Consider the following 26075-nt stretch of genomic DNA (forward strand, 5'->3'; position numbering starts at 1 on the left):
GAGGTTATTTCATGCGTATTATTTTATTAGGTGCACCAGGTGCGGGAAAAGGAACTCAAGCACAATTCATTATGAAAAAATATGGTATTCCTCAAATTTCAACTGGCGATATGTTACGTGCAGCAGTGAAAGCTGGTACGCCACTTGGTCAACAGGCTAAAGAATTAATGGATGCCGGTAAACTTGTTACTGATGAACTTGTGATTGCATTAGTGAAAGAACGTATTGCACAAGATGATTGTGCAAATGGTTTTTTATTAGACGGATTCCCTCGAACTGTACCCCAAGCTGATGCTATGAAATCAGCAGGTATTAATGTTGACTATATACTTGAATTTGATGTGCCTGATTCTGTTATCATTGATCGAATGAGTGGACGCCGAATTCATGCGCCATCGGGACGAGTTTATCATGTCCGTCATAATCCACCAAAAGTAGAAAATGTTGACGATATTACGGGTGAACCTTTAACAACTCGCAAAGATGATGATGAAGAGATAGTCCGTAAACGCCTTGTTGAATATCATCAATTAACTAAACCTTTAATTGATTACTATCAACATGAAGCGAAAGAAGGTCGTGCAAAATACTACCGCATTGATGGTACCCAATCTGTATCTGATGTGACAAACGAACTTGTTAAAATCTTAGATTAATTAATCGATTGTTAAAAAAGCCAGTTATACATTTGTTATCTGGCTTTTTGAATTTGATTATAGTGTCGCTTTTAATGCCTGTGCTAAATCAGAAATAATATCATCAATATGTTCTATCCCAATAGACAAACGAATCATTTCTTGGCTTACTCCTGCCTTTTTCAGTTCTTCATTATTAAGTTGCCTATGCGTAGTTGATGCAGGGTGACAAGCTAATGAGCGTGTATCGCCTATATTGACCAGACGAATAATTAATTTTAGTGCATCAATAAATTTAGCACCTGCAGATTTTCCACCTTTAATACCAAACGATAAAATGCCAGCAGGTAAATGATTATCCATCTGTTTTACCGCTAAATCATGTTCAGGATGATTGCTAAGACCAGCATAGTTAACCCATTCAACTTGTGGGTGTGAGATTAGATAATTTGCAACGTTGAGTGCATTTTGACAGTGGCGTTCCATGCGCAAAGAAAGGGTTTCAAGCCCTTGTAGTATCAAAAAAGTATTAAATGGCGATAGTGCAGCGCCCATATTGCGTAAAGGGATTACTCGACAACGTGCAATGTAAGCCGCATCACCAAAGGTATCCGTATAAGAGACACCATGATAAGATGGATCTGGTTGATTAAGCATTGGATATCTATCCGCATATTTTTTCCATGGAAACCGTCCTGAATCAACGATGATTCCTCCAAGACTATTACCATGCCCACCAATATATTTAGTTAATGAATGCACGACAATATCAGCACCAAATTCAAATGGTCGGCAAAGTGCAGGACTGGCGACGGTATTGTCGACAATTAACGGAATACCATGCCGATGTGCGATGTCGGCAAGTTGGCTTAAATTAACAATATTACCTGCAGGATTGCCAATACTTTCGCAATATATTGCCTTGGTTTTGTCATCAATTTGCTGTTCTATAGCCACTAAATCGTTATGAGGAGCAAACTTGGTTGTAATACCAAAATTAGGTAAGGTATGGGCAAATAAATTATAAGTGCCGCCATATAATTGCGAAACAGAAACAATATTTTCGCCAGCAAAGGTAATTGCTTGAATAGCATAAGTGATAGCCGCCATGCCCGATGCAACAGCTAAAGCACCAATACCACCTTCAAGCGCAGCGACTCGAGCTTCGAGTACGGCGTTAGTTGGGTTGGTAATACGGGTATAAATATTGCCAGCGACTTTTAAATCAAATAAATCTGCGCCATGCTGTGTATCATCAAAAGCATAAGAGGTTGTTTGATAAATGGGAACAGCAACAGCATGAGTAGTGGGTTCAGGGGTATAACCTGTGTGAAGTGCAATGGTTTCTGGTTTCATGATTGAGCCTCGTCGGAATAACAAGGCTCTATTTTGTACAAAAATTGATGAAAAAGTAAAGTGTTATAAAACCATTCTTACAATATCTATTTCACCTAATTCTTTATATAAATTTTCAATCTGATCAATGTGTGTTGCATTAATAGTAATCGACACAGAATGATAATTCCCTTTACTGCTAGGTTTGATTGACGGACTGTAATCACCCGGTGCGTGACGTTGGATAACGGACACGACTTTATCAACCAGTTCTGGTTTAGCTTCTCCCATGACTTTATAAGTAAAAGAACAAGGAAAATCTAATAATTCTTTTAAATTTGTTTTCTGTTGCATAATTTTATGTTTCTCACGTAATCGGTATGTTTGGGGTATTACTACCAGGAATAACAGTCATATATAGGCGCTTTGATGTTCTTCAAGTGATCAAGCATAAACTTCGCTTCTTAAAGTATTCAAATTGATCTATGATAGATTAATTTTATCACAGCTTAGTTAGCATTATCCTATAAATTATAAAAAAGGTTGAAAAATATGTTAGCACACTCCGATGATAGAGAACCTTTTGGTACATTGTTAGGTTATGCCCCAGGTGGCGTTGCCATTTACTCTTCTGATTATGAAACATTAGACCCAACTCAATACCCTGATGATGCCTCTTTTCGAAGTTATTCCGGGCATGAATATATGGGATATAAATGGCAATGCGTTGAATTTGCAAGGCGTTTTTTATTTCTTAATTATGGTATTGTGTTTACTGATGTCGGCATGGCTCATGAAATTTTTTCACTTCGTGTCTTAAGACAAGTCATCAATGAAGCGATATTGCCTTTACAAGCTTTTGCTAATGGTGGTAAGAAAAAACCTGAAGCTGGCGCATTACTTATTTGGGATGATGGTGGCGTTTTCGATAGAACGGGTCATGTTGCTATTATTACCGAAGTCTTTGAAGATAAAGTTCGGATAGCTGAACAAAATGTTATTCATACCCGATTACCAATTGGTCAACATTGGACTCGTGAATTAAGGATGACGGTCACCGACAATGGTTATTTATTACATGATACGTTTGACGATACCACCATATTAGGTTGGATGATTCAAACCGAAAATACACAATATAGTCTACCACAACCAACCGTACCGGCGCCTTTACTGGCTATTCATAGTCAACATATTGAAAATCAAGGTCAATTTGATATTAACTGGCTTAATGAGCAAGATAGTTTAGAAAATGCTTATATCCAAGCGGCAGGGCATGCAATTAGTCATGATGATCACTACCGATATTTCACTATTTCTGAAAGTGCCGAGCAAGAACTTATTCGAGCGACCAATGAGTTACATCTTATGTATTTACATGCAACCGATAGAGTACTAAAAGATGATAACTTGCTGATGAATTTTAATATCCCCGAAATTTTATGGCCTCGCTTACGTCTGTCATGGCAACAACGACGTTATCAAATGATAACCGGTCGGCTAGACTTTTGCATGGATGAACGAGGCTTTAAAGTTTATGAATATAATGCTGATTCGGCATCGTGTCATACTGAAGCTGGACAGATACTACAAAATTGGGCAATACAAGCTGGGCTAAATGTTGGCGTAAACCCTAGTGCTGGGTTGCTTAACGCATTAGCGAGTTGTTGGAAGCATAGCGATGCACAAGCTTTTATCCATATTATGCAAGATAATGATAATGAAGAAAATTATCATGCTTTATTTATGCAAAAAGCCCTAACACAAGCAGGATTTAAGAGCAAAATTTTACGAGGTTTGAGCGGCTTAAAATGGGATAAACGCGGTCGGTTAGTTGATGATGAAGATCGTCAAGTAACCTGTGTCTGGAAAACATGGGCATGGGAAACCGTATTAGAACAACTTCGTCAAGAAAGTGAAGCCCAAATAGCCGGATTACCAATACGGACTTGGCATCCAGAAAATGCGGTAAGGTTGATAGACGTTCTTTTACGTCCCGAAGTCACTGTATTTGAACCTTTATGGACAGTTATTCCAAGCAATAAAGCGATTTTACCGGTGCTGTGGTCTCTATTTCCTAATCATCGTTATTTATTAGAGTCTACATTCGAACTTAATAAAAGTTTAGAGAAAAAGGGGTATGCCGTTAAGCCGATTGCAGGGCGTCGGGGGAGTGATATTCAATTAGTCAGCAGCAAAGAAACCATTTTGGGGAAAACAGTCGGTAAATTTGCTAAACAAGAAAACATCTATCAAGAATTGTGGTGTTTACCGAAAGTCGATGATCGTTATTTGCAAATCTGTACTTTCACTGTCGGCGGACATTATGGGGGAACGTGTTTACGTTCTGATCCATCCTTAGTCATTCGGGGAGATAGTGATATGCAACCATTACGAGTATTGACTGATGATATGTTTTTAAAATGACGATTATGGTAAGGTAATTTTGCAGTATGTAAAAAATAAAGTAAAAAAATCTTAACTTATCCTATAGATACCAATTACAACAGCTGGATTTTTCTGTTAGAATTAAAAGATTACAAAAATATCATATGATAATGGAATGGAAAGGTCAGTATGGCAAATACACTACTTAGAACTGGTGATATTAAAGATTTTAAAATGCTTGGGCATGACGGTAAAGCTGCTTACTTAGTGGCAACCCAAATTCGTGAAATGTTCAGAGTAAAAATAGGTAAACAATATGCCGACTATTTAGCCATTCCACAACGTAATGATCAAGGAAATAGGGTTGATTGGTATATTCCTTTTGATTCGGCTCAATATGATATTGTGCCTTGGTCATCTGCCAGCGAATCAGAACAGCAATCAGCGCTTCAATTGTTGGCAGCATTTGAACAAAAGGTAGTTGAGCTAGGCAAACAATTAGCTAATAATCCAAACCTTGAAGGCGATCAATTGCTATTTAGCCGCCTAATTTATGATCCTAATCACCGTGAGGACAGCCAAGAACCAAATCTTATGGCGATTCGGTTTCCAAGCAATGAATATATTTATATCGTTAATGGCAAGCCTGTTATTACTTTTTGGGGATTTATTAATCCACAAACTCAACTAACCCAATCACCTTTCAAATGTTTAGAACAATCAGAAAGCACAGCACCTTATGTTACTGAACAAATTGACCCCCCGATAACGTCTAAACGTCCTTGGTGGAAACGTTGGTGGATGTGGTTATTAATGCTGTTGCCACTATTATTGTTATTATTACTACTGTTTTTATTACGAGGGTGCTTTTATCACCCTGAATCATCAATTACACCGCTATTGTCAGTCGATAATGCGGTGAATGTACCGGTTGAGACTGATCGGGACAAAAAACCAGAAGATAAAAAAGGTGAGGATCCTATTCGTGATGTGAATGTTATCCATAGATCGGTGGGTACTAACATAAATCATGATTCGGTGTTAAATACTGACAATCGTAATGACGTAATTGGTACAACTGTTACAGAAGGTAACATTGATGTGACTGATACGCTCAACACGCCTGCCACATTACCTGTCGATAGTCATGGTGCAGGTGATGATAATCCGCCAATTCATGACATAACGCCTGATAATGCAGGTACGACTTCTGATGTTGATAACACTAATCAGAATGAAAACCAGAATCAAAACACAGCAGCTATGGATACCAATAACACTACACAATCCCAAAATTTAAGTGTACCACCAGATGCAATTAAGCAAGGTTCTATGGATTTTCTTAATGGACAATGGACAGTAGGTGGTGGAATCCAAGATAAATCAACGGGTAAACCATTACGTTTAAACTACAGTTTTGATCAAGGAAATGGTGAAGTTACGGTAATTCGTAGTGATGGTGTGAAATGTGTCGGTAAAGTTGGTAGTGGTTTTCAAAACTCAAATTTAAGTATAAAGAGTAATACTGAAGCGCTTTGTAGCGATAATACAAAATATCAATTACCGAAAATAGAGTGCTCAACAAACAGTAACAATCAAACTGATTGTAAGGGAAATTATAATAATGGTACATCGTTCCCGTTAACGATGAAAAAACAATAGGGTAGTATATGCTTCCAGAATTACGCAATTATGGTCAAGAAGTGACTCTTATCATGAACAGTGGTATTCAGTTTCTTGATTTTGCACTTAAAATAGATTGGAAAGACAGCCAATGGCGCAATAAAGCGAATGGGTGCTTTATTGATCCGTCCGAAAGTGGTGCATTGATTCGATTACTAGAAGATGTCGAAAATGGTCAATTTTTTAGTCCTGACAACCCCACTTTTGCGGTTACCCCCACACAAGAAATTAGTGTCGATCAATCCCTAAAATTGTATGACGGTGTTTGGTTACCGATTCCTGTTTTACGGTCGATTCCTCCAGAACGATTTGATAAAGGTCCTCATAACTGGAGCAGAGTAAGAATTGTCAGTATTCCTCAAGGTGAAGATCCCGATGGTAATACGCATCGTATAACATTTGCGTTTGACACTAAAATCTTTGCTAATTTGGATGATGTTGCTTATCTTGCTCCAACTGAAAATGACGTAATGACAGGTGCGATTTTTAGTCTGGCGCACCGCTCTGATCATGTGTCATGGTTTTTAGAACTCAAATGGATTTCTAGTTGGTTAATCGATCTGTTTGAAGAATTAGCGCAGCAACCTGAACGCTTAAAGATGCATAAGGATGATATCCAGCAAGAAATGAATAATAAGGCTTATTATGGGCACTATCTTAATATCATTAATTTGCTCGGTGAAACATTAAATCTACCAACCATTAAAATTGTTTCTAACAATAAAAATGATATTGTGAAATCGATTCCTGTCGATATGATTTTAGATGTGGGTAATTCACGAACTTGTGGCATTTTGATTGAAGATCATGTTCAAGATAAAGACAGTCTTAATCATCGCTATGAATTGGAGATACGCGATCTAACCAGACCTGAATATATCTATAACGAACCATTTGAAAGTCGAGTTGAATTTGCACAAACCTTTTTTGGTAAAGAACACTTTTCGCTACAGAGTGGTCGACGAGATACCTTCCGTTGGCCTAGTATTGTTCGTGTCGGTAAAGAAGCAAGCCGCTTAGCTAGTCGCCGTGAAGGCAACGAAGGTGCAACCGGGCTTTCAAGTCCAAAACGTTATTTATGGGATCAAGATAAGTACGAACAAGGTTGGCGTTTTAACTCTTATTATGTAAAAAGCGATCATGAACCTTTTGCAACGGCAGAGCCTTTTTCAAATTTAATTAATGAATATGGTGAAGCCCTACATATTCTTAATAACAATATTCAAGAAGAATATGATCGTAAAATACCGGTATTCCACCCTAAATATTCACGTAGTTCGCTCATGACGTTTATGTTATGCGAAGTATTGATGCATGCTTTGATGCAGATTAATAGCGTTGCGCAACGTAATAAACTTGAACATGCTAAAACGCCACGTAATTTACGTTCAATTATCTTAACGATTCCGCCCGCTATGCCAAAACCCGAGCAAGCGATATTTAAAAGTTGTGTGTATCAAGCTATTGGACTTGTTTGGAAAAGTTTAGGTTGGGATAATTCGGATGATAATATTGATTTTACTCATCCGGAAGAACTTAAACATATTTGGCCAAACATACCGGAAGTTTATATTCAATGGGATGAAGCAACCTGTGGTCAAGTAGTTTATCTTTTCAATGAAACACAAAATAATTTTAACGGACGTAGTGAAGAATTTATTGCTTCAATTGTTCGACCTGACAAAACCAATAAGCAAAAAGTTACCATTGCGACGGTGGATATCGGTGGGGGTACAACCGATTTAGTCATCAACGATTACCATTTAGATTATGGTGCAAACGGGCAACAAAACAGTAGTAATGCCTATATTGTTCCAAGTCAGCGTTTTCGTGATGGTTTTAAAGTAGCGGGTGATGATATATTACTTGATATTATTCAAGATATTGTTTTAACCTCGTTAACCAACGGCTTAAAGCAGGCAGGACTTGCTGATCCAAGCCCAATCTTGTCAACGATTATTGGTTCACAACAACTTTCTATTCAAGATGCGGTTTTACGTCAACAACTGACATTACAACTGTTTACGCCGATAGGTTTGCGAATCTTGAAAGAGTATGAACTTTACGATCCTTTACATAGTGAACAGCAGGTATTTAGCGCAAGTTTTAAAGAATTATTAGAGCATCATGTTATGACTGATAGTGTGCTGAATTTTATTAATGAGCCAATCAAGCGTGCATTAAATAATCCTGACTTTTCAGTACTTAATTTGAATATTGAGATTAATCTCAAACGAATTCATTACCTGTTTATACGTGGTGATTATTACAATATTTGTAAAACGTTTGACGCATTGTCCGAAATCATCAGTTGTTATCAATGTGATGTGCTGTTATTAACTGGACGCCCTTCACGCTTACCGGGTATTCAAAGTTATTTTCGATCTCGTTTATCTATCCCTGCAGGGCGAATCTTGCCACTCCATGGTTATTATACGGGCGGATGGTATCCATTCCATAAACAAGAACGCATTGATGATCCTAAAACCACCGCTGCTGTAGGCGCTATGCTTTGCTTCTTAAGTAAGAATTTAAGGCTACCTAACTTCTATTTTAGATCAACAAATATGGATCTTTATTCAACAGTCAAATACATTGGATTGTTGGATAATTTAAACATGATTAAAAATGAAAATGTCTATTACCGAGATATAAATTTAGATGATCCGGATTATGATTTTCCTGATCTGTCTTTTGAAATACGAGGTACAACACGGCTAGGTTTTAAACAACTTGAAGTTGATCGCTGGCCGGCTTCTCCGATCTATATTTTGACCATTGAAAACGGCGATGTTGCTCGGCGTTTAAGTGCTCAAGGCGTGGTACTTGAAGTGACCTTAGGTATTAAAAATAGGCAAAAAATGGTCGAGAATTTTTATATTAAAGACATAAAAGCATCTGATGGACGAGCTTGCAATAAAAACCAAGATGTTAAACTGAGTTTAAATACAATGGTTAACTCCGGTTTAATCAGTACCCAATATTGGCTTGATAGTGGAATGATAAAACGATGAATAACATAAATGAACAACTGCCTAAATCTTGGGAACACGTTTACCATGCATCAGCAGAAGCAATTGAATGGGTTAATCAAACACGTCATTCATCCAAACGTTTAAATAGTGAAGCAGATAATTTAATTCTTGATTTACGCCGTTTGCGTAATAGCGCTAAACGATTAGGTGAGGTCTCTACCAAATCGGTTGCGGTCGGTTTTTTTGGACTTTCTCAAGCGGGAAAATCATACCTGATTTCGGCACTTGCCGCAGGAGATAATGGCAAACTTGAAACGGTTGTCGATAACCAAATTTTAGATTTTATCGATCATGTCAATCCGGTAGGAAGTGGTAAAGAAGCGACAGGTTTAGTCACGCGTTTTAGTCGAACTGCTAAGGGTGGAATTGCCAACTATCCGTTAGAGTTAAAATTGTTTAGAGAGATAGAAATTGTCAAAATATTAATTAATGCTTTTTTTAAAGATTTTGACCAGCAAAAAGTCTCTAATAAAATTGAATTTTCACAATTAAATCAGTTAATCCAACGGTTGGAAAATAAAAAACAAACCAGTTATGTCGGCGGTATATCGGAAGATGATATCGTTGAACTTTACGATTATTTGTCTGAAAATTTCGGCAACGCTTTAGAAGGATTAAAAGGGGGATATTGGGAAAAAGCAGTACATTTACTTCCTTATCTATCTGTTTCTGAACGAGGCGAGCTGTTTGCGGTATTATGGGGTGGAATTGCAGAGCTAACAACAATCTATATTCAGCTTGCTAATACGTTATCTCGTTTACATCATGCTGAAACTGTGTATGCGCCGTTAACTGTTTTGATTAAAGAGCAAAATGGTATTAAATCGCAAATTGACAGTATTATGAATGTAGACATCTTAGAGCGATTAAATACCGATAAAGATTCATCGGTTACGATAACGCCTATTAACGGTGAACCAACGGATTTATCTTTGGCGCAACTGGCTTTTTTAACAGCGGAATTAATCTTTCCATTAGTGAACAAAACGCGAGTTTCAACATTTGAAAAAGTTGATTTGCTTGATTTTCCGGGATATCGAGGACGCTTGAATTTAATCTCGATTTCAGATGTTAAAGAAGGTAATCCCATTTCTCAACTATTATTACGGGGTAAAGTTGCCTACTTATTTGAAAAGTATACCGATAGCCAAGAGATGAATGTATTAGTGGTTTGTACACCTTCTGATAAGCAATCTGATGTGAATGATGTTGGGCCGGTGCTTGAACGGTGGATCGGTAAAACACAAGGTGAAACACCTGAAAAGCGAGCAACCAAAGAAGTTGGCTTGTTATGGGCGATTACCATGTTTGATAAACGGATATGTACATCGTTGACCTTGTCGGAAGATAATCTTAAAAATAGTTGGGGTAAAGGTGGATTATTACAACAAACTATTTTAGAACGTTTTGGAAGTTATGATTGGCTAATGAATTGGTCAAATAATCAGAAATTCAACAATGTTTATTTGGTTCGTAAACCTGGTTTTGATGTACCGTTTTTAAATGTCGATCCTGCTACACGCCAAGAACTGTCTCATAATGAGAATTATCAGACTAAAATGGACGTATTAAAAAAGACTTTTATCGATAATGTTGATGTTCAAGAGTATGTATCTCAACCAAATGAAGCGTGGGATGCCATGCTTAAACTTAACGATGGCGGTATAGGTCGAATTAGTCAATATTTAGAAAAAGTAGCGATTACTGAAGTAAAACAACAACGTATTGTTGAGCAATTAAATGAAAAAATTGATTACATCACAAATATGCGTTTTGATACGTGGTACCAAGCTGGTAGTGATGAAGAACTTGGTAAGAAAAAACACGTTATCGCAGATGTGGTGAAAGAGTTGCAGGGTAAAGCATTGTTATTAGGTGAATTACTCAAAACTTTAGAATTGCCGGATCAAACAATTCGAGCTTTGTATCATTCCAACCATGTAGAAAACCAGATAGCTAAAGATAATGATGATAATTTAGTCGGTAATTTATCCAATGATTTTGGCTTTAATACTGAATTTGACCTTTTTTCGGACATGAATAGCAATTTAACCAGTAAGCCAGCAGTGACTTTGCCGACTGAATCTAAATTTGCTAAGAGTGTTTTTACAACTTGGTTAGAGCACTTAAGAAATATCGTGCTGGATCAGCATATTTTACAGTTTTTTGGTTTAAGCCAAAAATCATTATCTTTTATTGTTGAAGAGCTTATTACAGGAGCCAATCGTTTGAAGATTGAACAAAATTTAACTGAAAAAATCTTAAATAACGAAAATACTGGCAGTAAACGTGATGATCTTGAATCAAGACAGATAAGTACAATTCATACTCAATTATCTGATTATATTGCGTGGTTAGGTTTTATTGAAGGTCAGGTGGATAACATTCCAATGAGTCGTGTTAATCATGGCAAGCGTATATTTGCATCACCGTTAAATGAGTTTGTTATGCAATCATCTCACCAGTTGCCAAAATTGGATAATAATACTAAAAATTATTCTCAATTTGCGATATTTGATTGGTTTATAGCTTTTGCTACGCTTGCACAAGAAAATGTCGGACATCATGCTGGACGGGAAATAAGTCAGGAACAAAATAGCCGTCTGGGTGAGATTTTGGCATGTTTTAAACAATCACAAATTAAATTGGATGATTTCTTGTAAATTAATGCAATAACAAAGTGAAGTGACAGGATAGAGGACATTATGGCATTAAGAATCGAATTAAATGGTTATAAACCGGGTATAGCTAAATTTTTGGCATATAAATGGAATGGTAGTGCTGATATTGAAATATTGATTCAACGTAATCAGGATAGTTATTATTTGTCTGGATTAAATCAATGGAGTCCAGAAAAAAGTTGGCATACGTTGGCTGATATGACTGTCGAACATGAACAGTTAACCGGGCTTGTTGGTGAATGGCTGGTTGATTCGTTATTAACTCAAGAAAGTACTGCACGATTTTTGGTACAGATTTGTGATAAGCAAAACGAAAATTACAGTGACCGAGGCGTCATTAACATAGCTGATGGTGTGATGACGTCAGCTGCATTAAACACGGTTACTACTATGTCTGATACGCATCTTGAACCTGAGGAGTGTGTAGATGTAATCCCCGATGACGAAAAAATGGATGGCGAAACACAAACCATTTACGAGCCTGAAATCGAAGAACTTGTTGAACCCGTCGTTGAGGAAGTCGTTACATCCGTACCCACATCTGAAACTGTAACGGAAGAGACGTTGACACAACCGATTAAACAAAAAAGAAAATCAGGTTTAATATTCGGCTTGATCATTGCTATTTTACTGTTAATTGTTATGGGTATCGCAATTTGGTATTTTCTATTCTTCCAAAATCAACAAGCTAAAGACGCTGAACCGGCTATATTAGGTCAATGTAGTTTAAGTCAAGTAGGAGATGATGATCTCACTTTTATTCAAAAATGTTTGCAAACTAAACCACTAACTCCAATGATTATTCAGTTGATCAATGATGCTAAAAAAGCAAAAAAATGTAATATTGCTCAGCGGTTATATGCTAATCAATCACAAGTAAATTCAACCATTGCCATTTTGTATGCCAAAGAATATGACGAAAAGTATTATCAAGCTAATAGCTGTTTTGAAGCTGATAAAGAAACGGCTATTTATTGGTACGAAACCGCATTGAATAATGATCCCGATAATAAAGACGTAAAAGCACGGTTAGCTGAGCTAAAAAAGTAGGTAGGAACAAAAATGGAAAATTTAGCTATCTCAAAAATTATGTTTGTATTGAGCTTAACTTGTTTACCCTTGATAAGTTTTGCCAATGAACCGCTTAAACAGCAAGGTAAAACAACACTGTATCAACGCGTACTAAGTACGCCAACGTGTGAGTTAAAAAAAGATATTAGCGAGGTTACAGGACAGCAAGTTCCTGCATTTTCTCGCTATTATGTTTATGAACGTAAAAATCAAAATAACCAAGAATGGTTAAGTGTTGGGCCTGATTCCTATGGAAAAACGGTAGGTTGGATTAATGGCTCATGCGCAATTGAATGGAATATGCAAATGACCTTGGTTTTTACTAATCCGGTTGAACGTGATCCTTTGCTATTTTTTAAAGATAAAGATTCACTCACGGCAATTGTTGATTCTGAACATCCAGAAACATTATTAAAACCCATTCGTGAGGCATTAAACGTTAACCAAACTTCGCCAAAAGTTATCGCTCAAGAGCCGGCGGAATTTGTTGATTTTAAAAATAACTTCTATTTATTACCTATTTTACAAGGTGAAGAGGTCATGAATGGACAAGGGTTTTATGAGCGTATATTAGAAGTCGCCTCTGTCAGTAAACAAGATAAATTAGTGGCAACAACTCAGAACGTTAAGTCATCCACTACCACTCAAAAAACAGATGATAGTACTAATCAAGTCGCTCCTTTTAAAGCTGCAATTGTGTTTGTGATAGACTCAACGATTTCCATGGATCCGTATATTTCAAGAACCAAAGAGGCCGTTGAACGCGTTTATCAGCATATTGAAAAAGAGAAGTTACAAGATCAAGTTAAATTTGGCTTGGTGTCGTTTCGATCAAGTTTAACCGCATCAGATAAACTTGAATTTGTGACAAAAGTTTTTGCCGATCCAAACCAAGTAAAAAATCGTGAAGATTTTAAAAAACTCAGTGCATCACTTAAACAAGCCTCGGTATCAACGGCTTATTTTGCCGAAGATTCATTTGCGGGGGTTGCACAAGCGTTGAATGATATTAATTGGAACAGTTTTGGTGCGCGTTATATGATTCTTATTACGGATGCAAGTGCAATTCCGGGGGATGATAAACTTTCAAGCACTGGTATGGATGCTGCGCAATTAAGGCTTGAAGCACAGCATAAAGGGGTTGCGATTTATGCATTACATTTAAAAACGGCAAGTGGCGAAAAAGATCACCAAATTGCTGCGACGCAGTATTCTGATTTAACGTACAATGATTTTATTCATAAATCACTTTACTACCCTGTTAATGCCGGTAATGTGAATGAGTTTGGTCAAAAAGTTGACTCTTTAGCCAAAGCCTTAGCCGAGCAAGTGAAACTTGCTTATAAAGGTGAAGCGTCAATAGGTAATGCGATTAATGCTAAAGATAGTAATGCCGATATGTTAAATGATGCATTATTACTGGGTAAAGCTATGCAGTTGGCTTATTTAGGTGAAACTAATGGGTCTAAAGCGCCTTCGGTCTTCAAAGCGTGGATTGCTGATAAAGATTTTATTAAACCCACTATTCCAACAGCTGAACCTCGAATCTTATTAACTAAATCTCAATTAAGTGATTTAAGCGATATTGTTAGTAAAATCGCCAATGCAGCAAATGATGGATTAATTTCTGCCGATGATATGTTTTCGCAGCTGCGATCGGTTGCTGCTGCTATGGGGCAAGACCCAAGTAAATTAAAATCGAACGCAGTCACAAAAATTGCCGATTTGGGGTTACTTGGGGAATATTTGGATAATATCCCTTATAAAAGTGATGTAACCGGGTTGGATCAAGAGTTGTGGAAAAGTATGAGTGGTCTTGAGCAGGAGAAATTTATTCGTAATTTAAATAGTAAAATTCGTTATTATCAGAAATGTAATGCGGATGTTGATCGTTGGATTTCATTAGCGGAAGGTAGTGATCCTCGTGAAAATGTTTATCCTATTCCTTTAGAGATGTTACCGTAAAACAGATGCTAACGATAAAAAAACTTGCAATCACGCGCTCAACTGGTAAATCTTTTTTTAGTGTTAACCTTCCAGCGCTGACCGTTAAAGCGGGTGAGGTAGTTATTATTCGAGGTGATAGCGGTTCGGGTAAAAGCACATTACTTGAAATGATAGGTATGATCCTAAAGCCTGACCATATTGGTTGCTACAATCTTACTATGGGTAATGGTGACGTTGATATTGCTCAACTAATCCAACACGATAAACTGGATAAGTTAGCGGATATGCGCGCAAATTATTTGGGTTTTATGTTGCAAACCGGCGGATTACTCCCTTTTTTAACGGTGCATGATAATATTTTGCTTTCAGTAAATGTGTTACAAAAAAAAGTGGATAAACAACGATTTGATTATTTAGTACAAAAGTTGAGTATTTCACACTTGTTAAGTAAATATCCTAAACAACTCTCGATTGGTGAAAGACAGCGAGCTTCTTTTATTCGTTCAATTATCCATAAACCTGCACTATTACTGGCTGATGAACCGACTTCAGCGCTTGATCCTTATAATGCCAATTTATTATTTGATTTAATTATTGAGCAAGCTCAGCAGGATAATATTGCTGCCTTGATTGTGACCCATGATTGGCAACGTATTGCTGATAAAGGATTATTTACTTTAACGTCTCAAATTACCTCTTCTCATTCATCCGAATTTTTACCCTTACAAGATGAGATATAAGCGATGATCACATTATTATCGAAATGGCGGCTTATTACTCGGTTATCTTTGTCGGATTTATGGTACGACAAGAAGGTTTCATTTTGTATTATTGCATCGGTGATCTCGGTAATTACCCCACTGTTGCTACTCTTTAGCTTAAAATATGGTGTTGTTTCACAGCTTCGCCAGCAGTTACTTAATGATCCGCAAAATTTAGAAGTTAAAATTGTGGGTAATTTACAGTTAGATCATTCAATGTTTGAATGGATTGCCCAACAACCTGAAACTGCGTTTGTGATTCCGTTGACACGTTCCCTTAATACTCAAGCTGATTTAATGAAAGATAATCGTCATTTTGTTAATAATGCTGAAATTATTCCAACAGCTAAAGGTGATCCGATAACTCAAAGTTTACCGCTCTTGCATCATGAACAACAGATTTTAATATCCGCTTTAGCCGCAGAAAAAATGCAGGCAAAGGTTGGTGATAAAGTAAAAATGGTTGTGACAAGGCAACTCGATGGCAAACTGGAAAAAGGTATAGTCGAGTTAGAGATCATCGGAGTGATTCCCGAAATTTATTATGGTCGGGCTGCCGCATTTGTGTCTTTAGCGCTTTTAATTGATATGGAACATTTTTATGACGGTTATCAAATAAATATTTTTCAATCAACCACAGGGCTTGTTAATCCGCCAGAACATAACTCATTTGCCAGAGCACGTATTTATGCAAGGTCACTTGATGATGTAGCGCCTTTGTCTTATAAACTACGTCAACAAAATATTGAAACACGTACTCAAGCTAATGCGATAGAAAATATGCAAGCGATAGATCGGGTTCTCAATTTTATATTTAGTGTCATTGCAATAACAGCTGTATTAGGGTGTATTTTATCTTTTACAGGATCATTTCTATCTAATATTGAACGTAAACGCAAAGATATCGCTTTGATGCGATTACTTGGATTTAAATCAAAAGGGATTATGCTTTATTTAATGACTCAAGCCATGATGCTAAGTTGTTTGGCATTTATCATTTCTTGCCTACTTTTTTTATTTGGCAACTATGCCTTTAATTTTGTGTTAGGTAAAAATTTAGTTTCACATCCAGTAGTTAGCCAATTACAATTTTATCATTTTATTATCGCATTTTTACTTACTTTATTGATATCAGCTATTGTAGTAACGGTAGGAGGTCGACGTGCTGTTAAGATTCAGCCTGCAGAAAGCTTGCGCGAAGTATAATCATAAAAAATGGCATTATTGGGGACTAATCTTAAGTTTTATCCCTTTATGCAGTTATGCTGAGCCTTGGGATAGTAAGTTTTATAATCCTAAACCTGCCAGTGATGATGTGATTTTGCCGATGCCTTGTGATGGGCGTTTGGTGATGAAAAGGGTATTTACGCCTACCAATAAACCACTTGAGGATGTAAAAGTAATTTTAGGCAGTAATCAAAAAGAGTTAGGTTTTGCTGAATACGCAACACCTAATTATATTTCTGGTAGCTTTTCTAATGAAAACGAAGAAAGGTATTATTTAATCGGTAAATATGAAATTACAGCACTACAATATCAAGCGGTGATGAATGATACTTGTCCAACGGCTAAAGTGAGTTTGATTTTCCCTGTGACTAATATTAGTTGGTTTGATGCTATTGCATTTAGTAATAAATATAACCAATGGTTACTGGAAAACCAATCTCAATTAAAAGCGTTGCCAAAAGGCTATGTACGTTTGCCAACGAATACCGAATGGGAGTACGCTGCACGGGGTGGCATGAAAGTCACTGAATCTGAATTTCGCGAGACAGTTTTTCCTATTACGAGTGGTTTGGAAAACTATGCCTGGTTTTCAGGGGCAAAGTCAGCCAATGGAAAATTACAACTTATTGGTCGGTTAGCTCCTAATCCACTGGATCTTTATGATATTTTAGGTAATGCCAGTGAAATGATGTTTGATTCATTTAGAATGAATAAATTAGATCGTTATCATGGACAACCAGGAGGCATGATTATTCGGGGCGGTAGTTATTTGACTCCTGAATCTTCAATAACAACTGCCTTTCGTAGTGAAAAGCCTTACTATGATAATAAAGGTGCTTATCAAAGCAAAGATGTTGGATTTCGTTTAGTGTATACCACTGAAGTTATGCACTCTAAAGTTTCGATTAAAGAATTAGAAAAACAGTGGAACGAACTTGGTAATGAAGTCGAATCGTCAAATGATAACAATGTGGTGAATGAACTGGAAAAAATTACTAAACAAGTTGAAGATGAAAAAACTAAAAAAGAGTTAAATCAACTTAATCTACTTTTACGAAGTGCGAACCAGTCACGGGATGAGCAGCGAGATCGTTCCATTCAATCTGCCTTACAATTGGGGGCTTTTTTATGTGCGAATGTCTCTGATCTTAATGATAAATATGAATATAATCATAATTTATATAATACAATGATTAATGAAATTTGTGATGCAAGCGACTCAAGTGAGCTAGAGAGTACAGATATGTGTTCTAAAACAAAGTTAAATAATTTAAATCAAGTTGTTATTGATTCAAGAAATGCACGCAATTTTATATTAAAATATTATGCTGATACTATTGTTAGCACTGCATCAAATTACGAAAAAAACACAATTAATGAACAAGCTAAAGCAACACAATTTATTTTACAAAGTAGTGGAAAGGCAAATATGAGCGATTATTTAAAGCTCTATTTAAAACATATCAATCAATACATTGTATCGGGTAAAATAGAACAATCAGTTTGGTTACAAACCTGCAATGAAATTAAAGGAAGGAAATAATGAAAAAAATAGTTGTCATAATAACATTATGTTTATCTGTTGTCTTAACTGGATGTCAATCATCAGGGTGGAGAACTAAAGACGTTGATCCTGCATTAACCAATAGTAATACATCTCAATTTTTTAGTAAATCAGCCTGGCAATCGTGTGTCGTTGGTGCAGGATTTTCTGGTCTTAGCTGTATTTTAGTTGGCGGAAAACCGGGTGTTTGTCTGGCTACAGCAGCGGTAGGGTGTGGTGTATTAATGGGCGCTAATTATTATCTTGATTCTAAGCGTGCTGAGTATGCAGATGAAGAAATGCGCATTGATGCTTATATTTATGATATTCAGCAAAATAATATGGAAGTACAAGCTGTCACTCAAAATGCGCAAGCCGTATTGGATAAAAATTTAGCAACTTTGAAAGTGTTAAATAGTCAGATTGAAAATAAAACGTTGAGTAAAAGACAGATTAAAAATGAGTTGAAGCAAATCGATGCAAATATTGCTTACTTAACTGACAAATTAGATCGTATGAAAGGCATTGAAAGTGATTGGGTTATGCTTTCAGCAAGGGAAAAACAATCAGGGATTAATATGTCAAAATTAGATAAACAAATTAATCAGCTTCATAAACAGATAGCATTACTTGAAAAACAAATTAATGTGGTAAGTCAACAACGTTCAGCAGTACAGGTGAGCTAATGATGAAAAAAAGATACCTTATATTATTCAGCCCTATTTTGTTGTTAATGGGCTGTTCAACCACAACCGAACAGTGTGATCCAACGAATACGAATATCGGTTTTTTTGATAAGATAAGTTGTCATTATTCTGGCAACTATCAAGCCCGAATTGATCAAAAACAGCAAATTTTAGAAGATGAAAAAAAGGCAAATCAACAATTTAAAGCGATCTATGCCAATATAGAAAGACAGAAAAATGACACTGCCTTAAGTATTAAGCAAAAGCAAGCACAACAACAAAAATTGAAAGATGATTTAACGAGTTTAACCAACGAAATTAAAGAAAAAGCGAAAGATCGAGCAGACTTGCAAGCACAAGTCGATGATATTGAAAAACAACTTAAGCAAGTGAATAATTCAAATTCTTCAGAAATTGAAAAGAAAGTTGAGTTAGATAAATTAAATAAAAAACTTCAACAATTACAGAAAGCTTTGAATATCTAAATTTGCGTATTCATTATATCAATAGTTAGCAAAAGCGATGTTTAACATAAGGAAACAAATTAGCAATGCAACGTATAACCAGAATGTTATTTGATCCTAATGATTTAGATAAAATCTCGTTATTTGATCAATATAATTCAGTTTTACAATTGTTAAAGCCTAATGTTAGCGAACGTAGTTTTTCGATTTTAGCAATACCGAGATTAATTGAAGGCGATCATTATCTTGGTTGGTATACGCATCTTGAAGGTCAACCCGTTGCCATTGAAGATATTATTAATGAAGCAGATAAAAAGCAGATTGAAAAAACACTTCAAACACGTTTAAATGATATTGAAAATACTATCAAAATCAAATCATTAACGGAAGATCAACAAACGCTTCTTTCTGCTTGGTTACCGAGAATGAGAAGTTTAGGTAATGTGATTTATGTCATTAATAATGAACCTGTGATTGTTCATCATTTTGATGAGCCAATCCTGACTAATGAAGTGGCTCCAGCCCTTCCTGTCAAGACAACAAAATCATTTTGGCGTAGGTGGTGGTTTTTGACCTTAGCACTTGCTTTTATCGGGTTACTTGGATATCTATATTATTTATATATAAAAGATAAAGCCCCCGTACCTATTGCTGAACTATTACCACCAACGACCTCAAACAATCCCACTTCTGAAGTAATTAGCTGTATTTCACAGGAAGAAATCCAAAAAAACGAGCAAACCTCTAAAATGGTGATGATATTTGATAACTCCGCTTCGATGTATTTAACGCTTACTGAACCTCAAGCAGAAATTGAAAAATATTTGTCAAATGGGATTGATCGTCTTACTTTCGAAGAAGCCAAGCAATATGAAGAAAGAATGACCCGATTACCGAATCGACTATCGAGTAGTAAGCAAGTTGCGTTATCCAGTATTGATAAAATACAACCTAATATCAATATTGCTCTTGTCACGTTAAATAGTTGTCCTGTCGCAAAGGCATCTGCATTTTATCATTTTGATAATAGAGAAAAATTGAAGAATGAAATTAATCGTTTAACACCATTAGAATACGATAGTGCTACTCCGTTATATAGTGGTGTAAAGCAAGCCAGTTCAATGCTTGATGGCGTAAATCATGATGATTATATTTTAATTATCAGTGATGGTGACGATAATTGTTCGGAAGATAATATTTGTACTTTAGCCAATGAAATTGCCAACCAACAACCACGTTTAAAAATAAATATAGTGGACATTGTGGGACAGCATAAGATTGATTGTTTAGCGGATAAAACGGGTGGAAAGGTCTATATTGCTAACAATGTCACCGAGCTTGTTGAACAGATGAATAAAGCGGTTTCTGATATGAATATCAGTAAACCTTTGTGTGAATAAGTAGCATTCGAATAGGATATTATTCAGTGATGATCTTTAATATTTGGATGTTCATGTTGAAGCTGAGGTAAAATTAGAATGATCTGTAAGGAAGTTAATTTATCATGCAGCGAATAACACGGCATTGTTTTGATAGCAGTGATTCACAAAAAATCAATTTATTAGAACAATATAATTCATTACTATCGTTATTAAAATCACATCTGACTGAACGGGCTTTTTCTGTCTTCGCTATTCCAAAATTGATAGAAGATGATCATTACATTGCATGGTCTACCAATCTGGAAGGACAACCCATATTATTAAGCGATATCAGTAATGAACTATATCGACAAACGGTAACGACAACGTTACAAACACGTATTATTGATATTGAAAATACCGTTAAATTGATGCCGTTAACCCCTGAACAACAAACACTGGTTTCATTTTGGATACCAAGAATTAAAAGTTTAGGTAATTCAATTTTTGTCATTAATGATGAGCCTGTTATTGTTCATACGTTTGAAGATCCTGTTTTACCGCCTAAAGTACCCGAACCCAAGCTTCCAACCAAATCGACTTGGCGTTGGTGGTCTATATTCCTTTTAGCATTGCTATTACTGGCATTAATTGGTGGGCTTTGGTATGTCTTTTATCCATTTAATAAAGATAGTGTGGATGAAGCAAGTCATGTTTCAGCACCAGTAATAACACCTGCTGATGAAGAGAAAAAACCTCAATTAGAGCCAGTTGATGTTCCTGTCCAACCTGAACCAGAAATCAAGCAAGATCCTAAACCTGTTGAGCACACAGAAACAGTGGTTGAAGAGAAAAAACCGGAACCAGAAGAAAAGCCTAAACCAAAAGTTAAAAATCCTGCTAATTGTATTACCAAAGAAGAATTGGTCAGTAATCCCAATCCTTCTAAAATGGTGATGGTATTTGATAATTCGTTGTCGATGATAGTGACATTAGCAGAGTCACCCGCTGAGGTTGAACAGTATTTTCAGTATTTGGGTTATGGTTTTCCACGCTATATGTCGGAACAAGACAAGCTAAACTACGAAAAACGTATGACTCGATTACCAAGCCGTTTATCAAGTAGCAAAAAGGTTGCTTTAACTAGCATTGATAAAATACAACAAAATATCAATATTTCACTAGTGACCCTAACGGGCTGTCCATCGGCCGAGGTTTCACCTTTTTATAGTTATAAAAACCGTGGAACACTGAAAAATAAAATTAATAAACTGACGCCAACCGCTGCTGGTGGTGGGGGAACACCACTTTATAATGGATTAGAAAAAGCCAGTAATATGCTTGATGGGGTAAAACGAGATGATTATATTTTAATTATCAGTGACGGTGAAGATACCTGTACTCATAAAAATATCTGTACATTAGCTCATCATATTTCAGTCTCAAAACCTCGTTTAAAAATCAATATTGTCGATATTGCTGGTGAACATAAGATTGATTGTGTTGCAAATGCGACAGGGGGCAAGGTATATATAGCTCAGACACCAAAAGATATGATTAAACAGATGAATAAAGCCGTTTCAGATATGAAAATTAATCGCCCTGTATGCCAATAAAGAATATGACAGATGAATATTCATCGTAGGCTATTTTAGCGGTGAGTATTAATAAAAAAACCAGACTATTTTGAGTCTGGTTTTTTATTCCAATTTGAGCTAATTAAAAATCTAAGTTAGCTGCTTTAAGAGCATTTTCTTCGATAAATAATCGACGAGGTTCAACTTCATCCCCCATTAGTGTGGTAAATAGTTGATCCGCTTCAATAGCATCTTTAATGGTCACTTGTAACATTCGACGACTGGTTGGATCCATTGTGGTTTCCCATAATTGTTCTGGATTCATTTCACCCAACCCTTTATAACGTTGGATAGTCAGACCACGGCGTGATTCTTTAATTAACCAATCAACGGCTTCTTCAAAAGAACTAACCGGTTGTTTTCGTTCTCCTCTTTGGATATAAGCACTCTCTTCTAAGAGTTCTCTTAACTGTTTACCCAAATGACAAATGTTACGATACTCATTACTGTGAATAAATACCTGATCTAATGCATAGTTATTATCTACTCCATGCGTTCTCACTTTGATGACAGGTACATAAAGTTGTGTTTTTTCATTATATTCAGCTGAATAACGGTAACTACTACCATGTTGTTCTTTATTCGATAAATTGTCGACAATGGTTTTTGCCCAATTTTCGACTAATTGCTTATCTTTAAGTATATTTTCATCTAATACATCATGGTAAACCAGTTCAGACAATAATGCTTTAGGATAACGGCGTTCCATTTTCGCGATGAGCTTTTCAACTTTTTGATACTCAGCAATCAATCTTTCTAAGGCTTCGCCAGCCAGTGCAGGCGCATGATCGTTAACATGCAATGAAGCATCTTCAAGCGCTAATGCTATTTGGAATTGCGTCATCGCTTCATCATCTTTGATGTATTGTTCTTGTTTCCCTTTTTTCACTTTATAGAGTGGTGGTTGCGCAATATAAACATAACCACGTTCGATAATTTCGGGCATTTGACGATAGAAAAAGGTTAATAGCAATGTTCGAATATGTGAGCCGTCGACGTCAGCATCGGTCATGATAATAATGCTGTGATATCGCATTTTATCTGGGTTGTATTCATCACGACCAATTCCACAACCCAATGCTGTAATCAGTGTAGCAACTTCTTGTGAAGAAAGCATTTTATCAAAGCGAGCTTTTTCTACATTCAAGATTTTACCTTTAAGCGGTAAAATGGCTTGGTTTTTGCGGTTTCGTCCCTGTTTTGCAGAACCGCCCGCAGAGTCCCCTTCCACTAAGTAAAGTTCAGATAGAGCAGGGTCTTTTTCTTGGCAATCAGCCAGTTTACCCGGCAAGCCACCTAAATCTAATGCACCTTTACGCCGTGTCATCTCTCGAGCTTTACGAGCGGCTTCACGTGCTCTTGCTGCATCAATAATTTTACCTACCACGATTTTTGCATCAGATGGGTTTTCAAGCAGATATTCCGCTAATTTTTCACCCATTACCGATTCAACAGCCGATTTAACTTCTGACGAAACTAGCTTATCTTTAGTTTGAGATGAGAATTTTGGATCAGGTACTTTGACCGATACAACCGCGATGAGTCCTTCACGAGCATCATCACCGGTCGCACTAATTTTCGCTTTTTTGCTGTATCCTTCCGCTTCCATATAATTGTTTAGGGTGCGGGTCATTGCTCCACGAAAACCGGCTAAATGGGTACCGCCGTCTCGTTGAGGAATATTATTGGTGAAACAATAAATATTTTCTTGGTAACCGTCGTTCCACTGTAAAGCGATTTCAACACCTATACCGTCTTTTTCCGTACTGAAGTAAAAGATTTTTGGATGAATCGGGTTTTTATTTTTATTCAAGTATTCAACAAAAGCTTGTATCCCACCTTCGTAGTGGTAATGTTCGCTTTTACCGGTACGTTCATCAAGCAATCTGATTGAAACACCTGAATTTAAGAATGATAGCTCACGTAAGCGTTTAGCTAAAACTTCATAAACAAATTCAATATTAGTAAAAGTTTCTGGGCTTGGCCAAAAACGCACATAAGTACCCGATTCACTAGTCTCGCCAATGATTTTTAACGGCTCTTGAGGGACACCTAAATGGTAAACTTGTTGGTGAATTTTTCCTTCACGATAAATGACCAATTCTAATTTATCAGATAGGGCATTAACGACGGAAACACCCACACCATGTAAACCACCAGATACTTTATATGAATTATCATCAAATTTTCCGCCAGCATGTAATACCGTCATAATGACTTCAGCTGCTGAAACTCCTTCTTCTTCATGGATACCGGTTGGAATACCACGACCATCATCTCGTACTGAGACTGAATTATCAGGGTGAATGGTCACTTCAATGTGATGACAATAGCCAGCTAATGCTTCGTCAATGGCATTATCAACAACTTCAAAAACCATATGGTGAAGTCCTGTTCCATCATCAGTGTCACCAATATACATACCTGGACGTTTTCGGACAGCATCAAGTCCTTTAAGTACTTTAATGCTAGAAGAATCATAAGAATTTGACATGGATCTCTCGACTTGTTTGATTTATTTATATCATTCTGTATATTTAGGAAATTATACCAGATTTTATGTGAAAAATCTTATCATTTTCGTCAATCATATGGGTTACTTGGTCTTGGCTAACCGCTGTGATAAACACTTGTGAATTCGCCATTTTTAACCGTTTTGCTAATAATGCTCGTTTATGATGATCTAATTCTGACGCAAAATCATCAATTAAATAGACACAAGGTTGTGCGCTTTGTTTTGAATAATATTCACCTTGCGCAAGACGTAGTGCACACATCAATAATTTTAATTGACCCCGTGATAAGAAATCTTCAACAGGTATATTGTCGATACGCAAACGGATATCGGCTTTATGTGGGCCTAATGAAGTATAGTTGAGTAATCTATCTCGTTCATACTGTTTGTGTAATATGTCGCTATAATTAATGTTTTGTTCCCACCCTTGATAATATTGACAATTAAGCAGATATTCAGGCAAAAAGTCATGGCAGGTTTGTATGATTTCGGGAAAAATATGCTGTGAATACTCCGAGCGAATTTGACTTATTTTTTCAGCAATGGGAGCCAGCTCTTTATCCCAAGGTAACAGTTGATTATAACTCGTGGATTGTTTTAATAAGGCATTACGTTGCTTAAATAACCGCTTTAAATTGTTCCATAAATGGATAAATTCAGGATAATGATGAAAACACCCCCAATCAATAAAAGCTCGTCGATATTTTGGTCCACCAATAAGTAAATCAAATCCTTCTGGTGTAATTAATTGAATGGGTAAGAGTTTAGCAAGATCGGTTAATCGAAATCCCTCATCACCATCAATTTTAATTCTATTATCATTATTACGTGCTTTGACTAACCCAATGGTTCGGGTTTGTTGATTAGATGATTCAATTTGGCTAAATAACGTTAATTCAGATTGTTCATGCTGAATAATACGATTGGACTGTATATGTCTAAATGCTCGTCCATGACCAAGCATATAGATAGCCTCAAGTAAGCTAGTTTTACCACTACCATTATCGCCAACAATAAAGTTGAAATGGGGGGATAAACACAGCTCGGTATAAGATATATTACGAAAATGATGGATTTTGATCTGTGAAAGAATCATATAAGCTAAG

The 26075-nt window shown here is 36.4% G+C and carries 18 protein-coding genes; 14 read left to right on the forward strand and 4 right to left on the reverse strand.

What is annotated here, in order from left to right; translation table 11 throughout:
• Nucleotides 1-11 precede the first annotated feature (11 nt).
• The gene (adk, locus tag ACGH4F_RS01090; protein WP_267350381.1) at nucleotides 12-656 is read left to right on the forward strand and encodes an adenylate kinase; all 645 of its coding nucleotides are present in this window, start codon (nucleotides 12-14) and stop codon (nucleotides 654-656) included.
• A 57-nt stretch (nucleotides 657-713) separates the two neighbouring features.
• Here the strand turns inward: adk and ACGH4F_RS01095 are convergent, their stop codons facing one another.
• Entirely contained in the window at nucleotides 714-1991 is a 1278-nt protein-coding gene (locus tag ACGH4F_RS01095) for a bifunctional O-acetylhomoserine aminocarboxypropyltransferase/cysteine synthase (RefSeq protein WP_411589655.1), read from the reverse strand.
• 63 nt (nucleotides 1992-2054) lie between these two features.
• Nucleotides 2055-2324 carry a DUF493 family protein YbeD gene (gene ybeD / locus ACGH4F_RS01100; protein WP_065558632.1) on the reverse strand — a complete coding sequence of 90 codons (270 nt, stop codon included), beginning with the start codon at nucleotides 2322-2324 and terminating at the stop codon, nucleotides 2055-2057.
• A gap of 198 nt (nucleotides 2325-2522) precedes the next feature.
• On the opposite strand from ybeD, the gene gss reads away from it, so the two are divergent.
• From gss to ACGH4F_RS01165, 13 genes are all read left to right on the forward strand, one after another.
• Complete coding sequence (gss, locus tag ACGH4F_RS01105; RefSeq protein WP_411589656.1) at nucleotides 2523-4397, forward strand: bifunctional glutathionylspermidine amidase/synthase; 1875 nt, start codon at nucleotides 2523-2525, stop codon at nucleotides 4395-4397.
• Nucleotides 4398-4547: 150 nt separating this feature from the next.
• Nucleotides 4548-6020, forward strand: a complete 1473-nt coding sequence (locus ACGH4F_RS01110) for an SrfA family protein (protein WP_411589658.1) — start codon at nucleotides 4548-4550, stop codon at nucleotides 6018-6020.
• 8 nt (nucleotides 6021-6028) lie between these two features.
• A complete protein-coding gene (locus ACGH4F_RS01115) occupies nucleotides 6029-9055 on the forward strand; it encodes a virulence factor SrfB (protein WP_267379767.1) in 3027 nt (1008 codons plus the stop codon).
• Nucleotides 9052-11739, forward strand: coding sequence for a putative virulence factor (locus tag ACGH4F_RS01120; RefSeq protein WP_411589659.1), 2688 nt, complete (start codon nucleotides 9052-9054; stop codon nucleotides 11737-11739). The genes ACGH4F_RS01115 and ACGH4F_RS01120 overlap by 4 nt, the downstream gene beginning before the upstream one ends.
• 42 nt (nucleotides 11740-11781) lie before the next feature.
• Nucleotides 11782-12807 carry a hypothetical protein gene (locus ACGH4F_RS01125; RefSeq protein WP_411589661.1) on the forward strand — a complete coding sequence of 342 codons (1026 nt, stop codon included), beginning with the start codon at nucleotides 11782-11784 and terminating at the stop codon, nucleotides 12805-12807.
• Between the two features lie 12 nt (nucleotides 12808-12819).
• Complete coding sequence (locus ACGH4F_RS01130) at nucleotides 12820-14793, forward strand: vWA domain-containing protein (RefSeq protein ID WP_411589662.1); 1974 nt, start codon at nucleotides 12820-12822, stop codon at nucleotides 14791-14793.
• 5 nt (nucleotides 14794-14798) lie between these two features.
• On the forward strand, nucleotides 14799-15515 hold the full coding sequence (locus ACGH4F_RS01135) for an ABC transporter ATP-binding protein (RefSeq protein ID WP_411589664.1): 717 nt from the start codon (nucleotides 14799-14801) through the stop codon (nucleotides 15513-15515).
• Between the two features lie 3 nt (nucleotides 15516-15518).
• A complete protein-coding gene (locus ACGH4F_RS01140; RefSeq protein WP_267379780.1) occupies nucleotides 15519-16742 on the forward strand; it encodes an ABC transporter permease in 1224 nt (407 codons plus the stop codon).
• Nucleotides 16699-18306 carry an SUMF1/EgtB/PvdO family nonheme iron enzyme gene (locus ACGH4F_RS01145; RefSeq protein WP_411589666.1) on the forward strand — a complete coding sequence of 536 codons (1608 nt, stop codon included), beginning with the start codon at nucleotides 16699-16701 and terminating at the stop codon, nucleotides 18304-18306. The genes ACGH4F_RS01140 and ACGH4F_RS01145 overlap by 44 nt, the downstream gene beginning before the upstream one ends.
• Nucleotides 18306-18992 carry a hypothetical protein gene (locus ACGH4F_RS01150; RefSeq protein ID WP_267350403.1) on the forward strand — a complete coding sequence of 229 codons (687 nt, stop codon included), beginning with the start codon at nucleotides 18306-18308 and terminating at the stop codon, nucleotides 18990-18992. Before ACGH4F_RS01145 ends, ACGH4F_RS01150 begins: the two co-directional genes overlap by 1 nt.
• Nucleotides 18992-19477 carry a hypothetical protein gene (locus tag ACGH4F_RS01155; protein WP_267358827.1) on the forward strand — a complete coding sequence of 162 codons (486 nt, stop codon included), beginning with the start codon at nucleotides 18992-18994 and terminating at the stop codon, nucleotides 19475-19477. Before ACGH4F_RS01150 ends, ACGH4F_RS01155 begins: the two co-directional genes overlap by 1 nt.
• A 65-nt stretch (nucleotides 19478-19542) precedes the next feature.
• Nucleotides 19543-20856 carry a vWA domain-containing protein gene (locus ACGH4F_RS01160; protein WP_411589669.1) on the forward strand — a complete coding sequence of 438 codons (1314 nt, stop codon included), beginning with the start codon at nucleotides 19543-19545 and terminating at the stop codon, nucleotides 20854-20856.
• A gap of 104 nt (nucleotides 20857-20960) precedes the next feature.
• Nucleotides 20961-22433, forward strand: a complete 1473-nt coding sequence (locus ACGH4F_RS01165; protein WP_411589671.1) for a VWA domain-containing protein — start codon at nucleotides 20961-20963, stop codon at nucleotides 22431-22433.
• A gap of 103 nt (nucleotides 22434-22536) precedes the next feature.
• Here the strand turns inward: ACGH4F_RS01165 and gyrB are convergent, their stop codons facing one another.
• The gene (gene gyrB, locus ACGH4F_RS01170) at nucleotides 22537-24948 is read right to left on the reverse strand and encodes a DNA topoisomerase (ATP-hydrolyzing) subunit B (protein ID WP_220216396.1); all 2412 of its coding nucleotides are present in this window, start codon (nucleotides 24946-24948) and stop codon (nucleotides 22537-22539) included.
• Between the two features lie 43 nt (nucleotides 24949-24991).
• The gene (gene recF, locus ACGH4F_RS01175) at nucleotides 24992-26065 is read right to left on the reverse strand and encodes a DNA replication/repair protein RecF (RefSeq protein WP_220216397.1); all 1074 of its coding nucleotides are present in this window, start codon (nucleotides 26063-26065) and stop codon (nucleotides 24992-24994) included.
• Nucleotides 26066-26075 lie beyond the last annotated feature (10 nt).

Source organism: Gilliamella sp. CG35 (genome assembly GCF_046635745.1).
Taxonomy (GTDB): domain Bacteria; phylum Pseudomonadota; class Gammaproteobacteria; order Enterobacterales; family Orbaceae; genus Gilliamella; species Gilliamella apicola_I.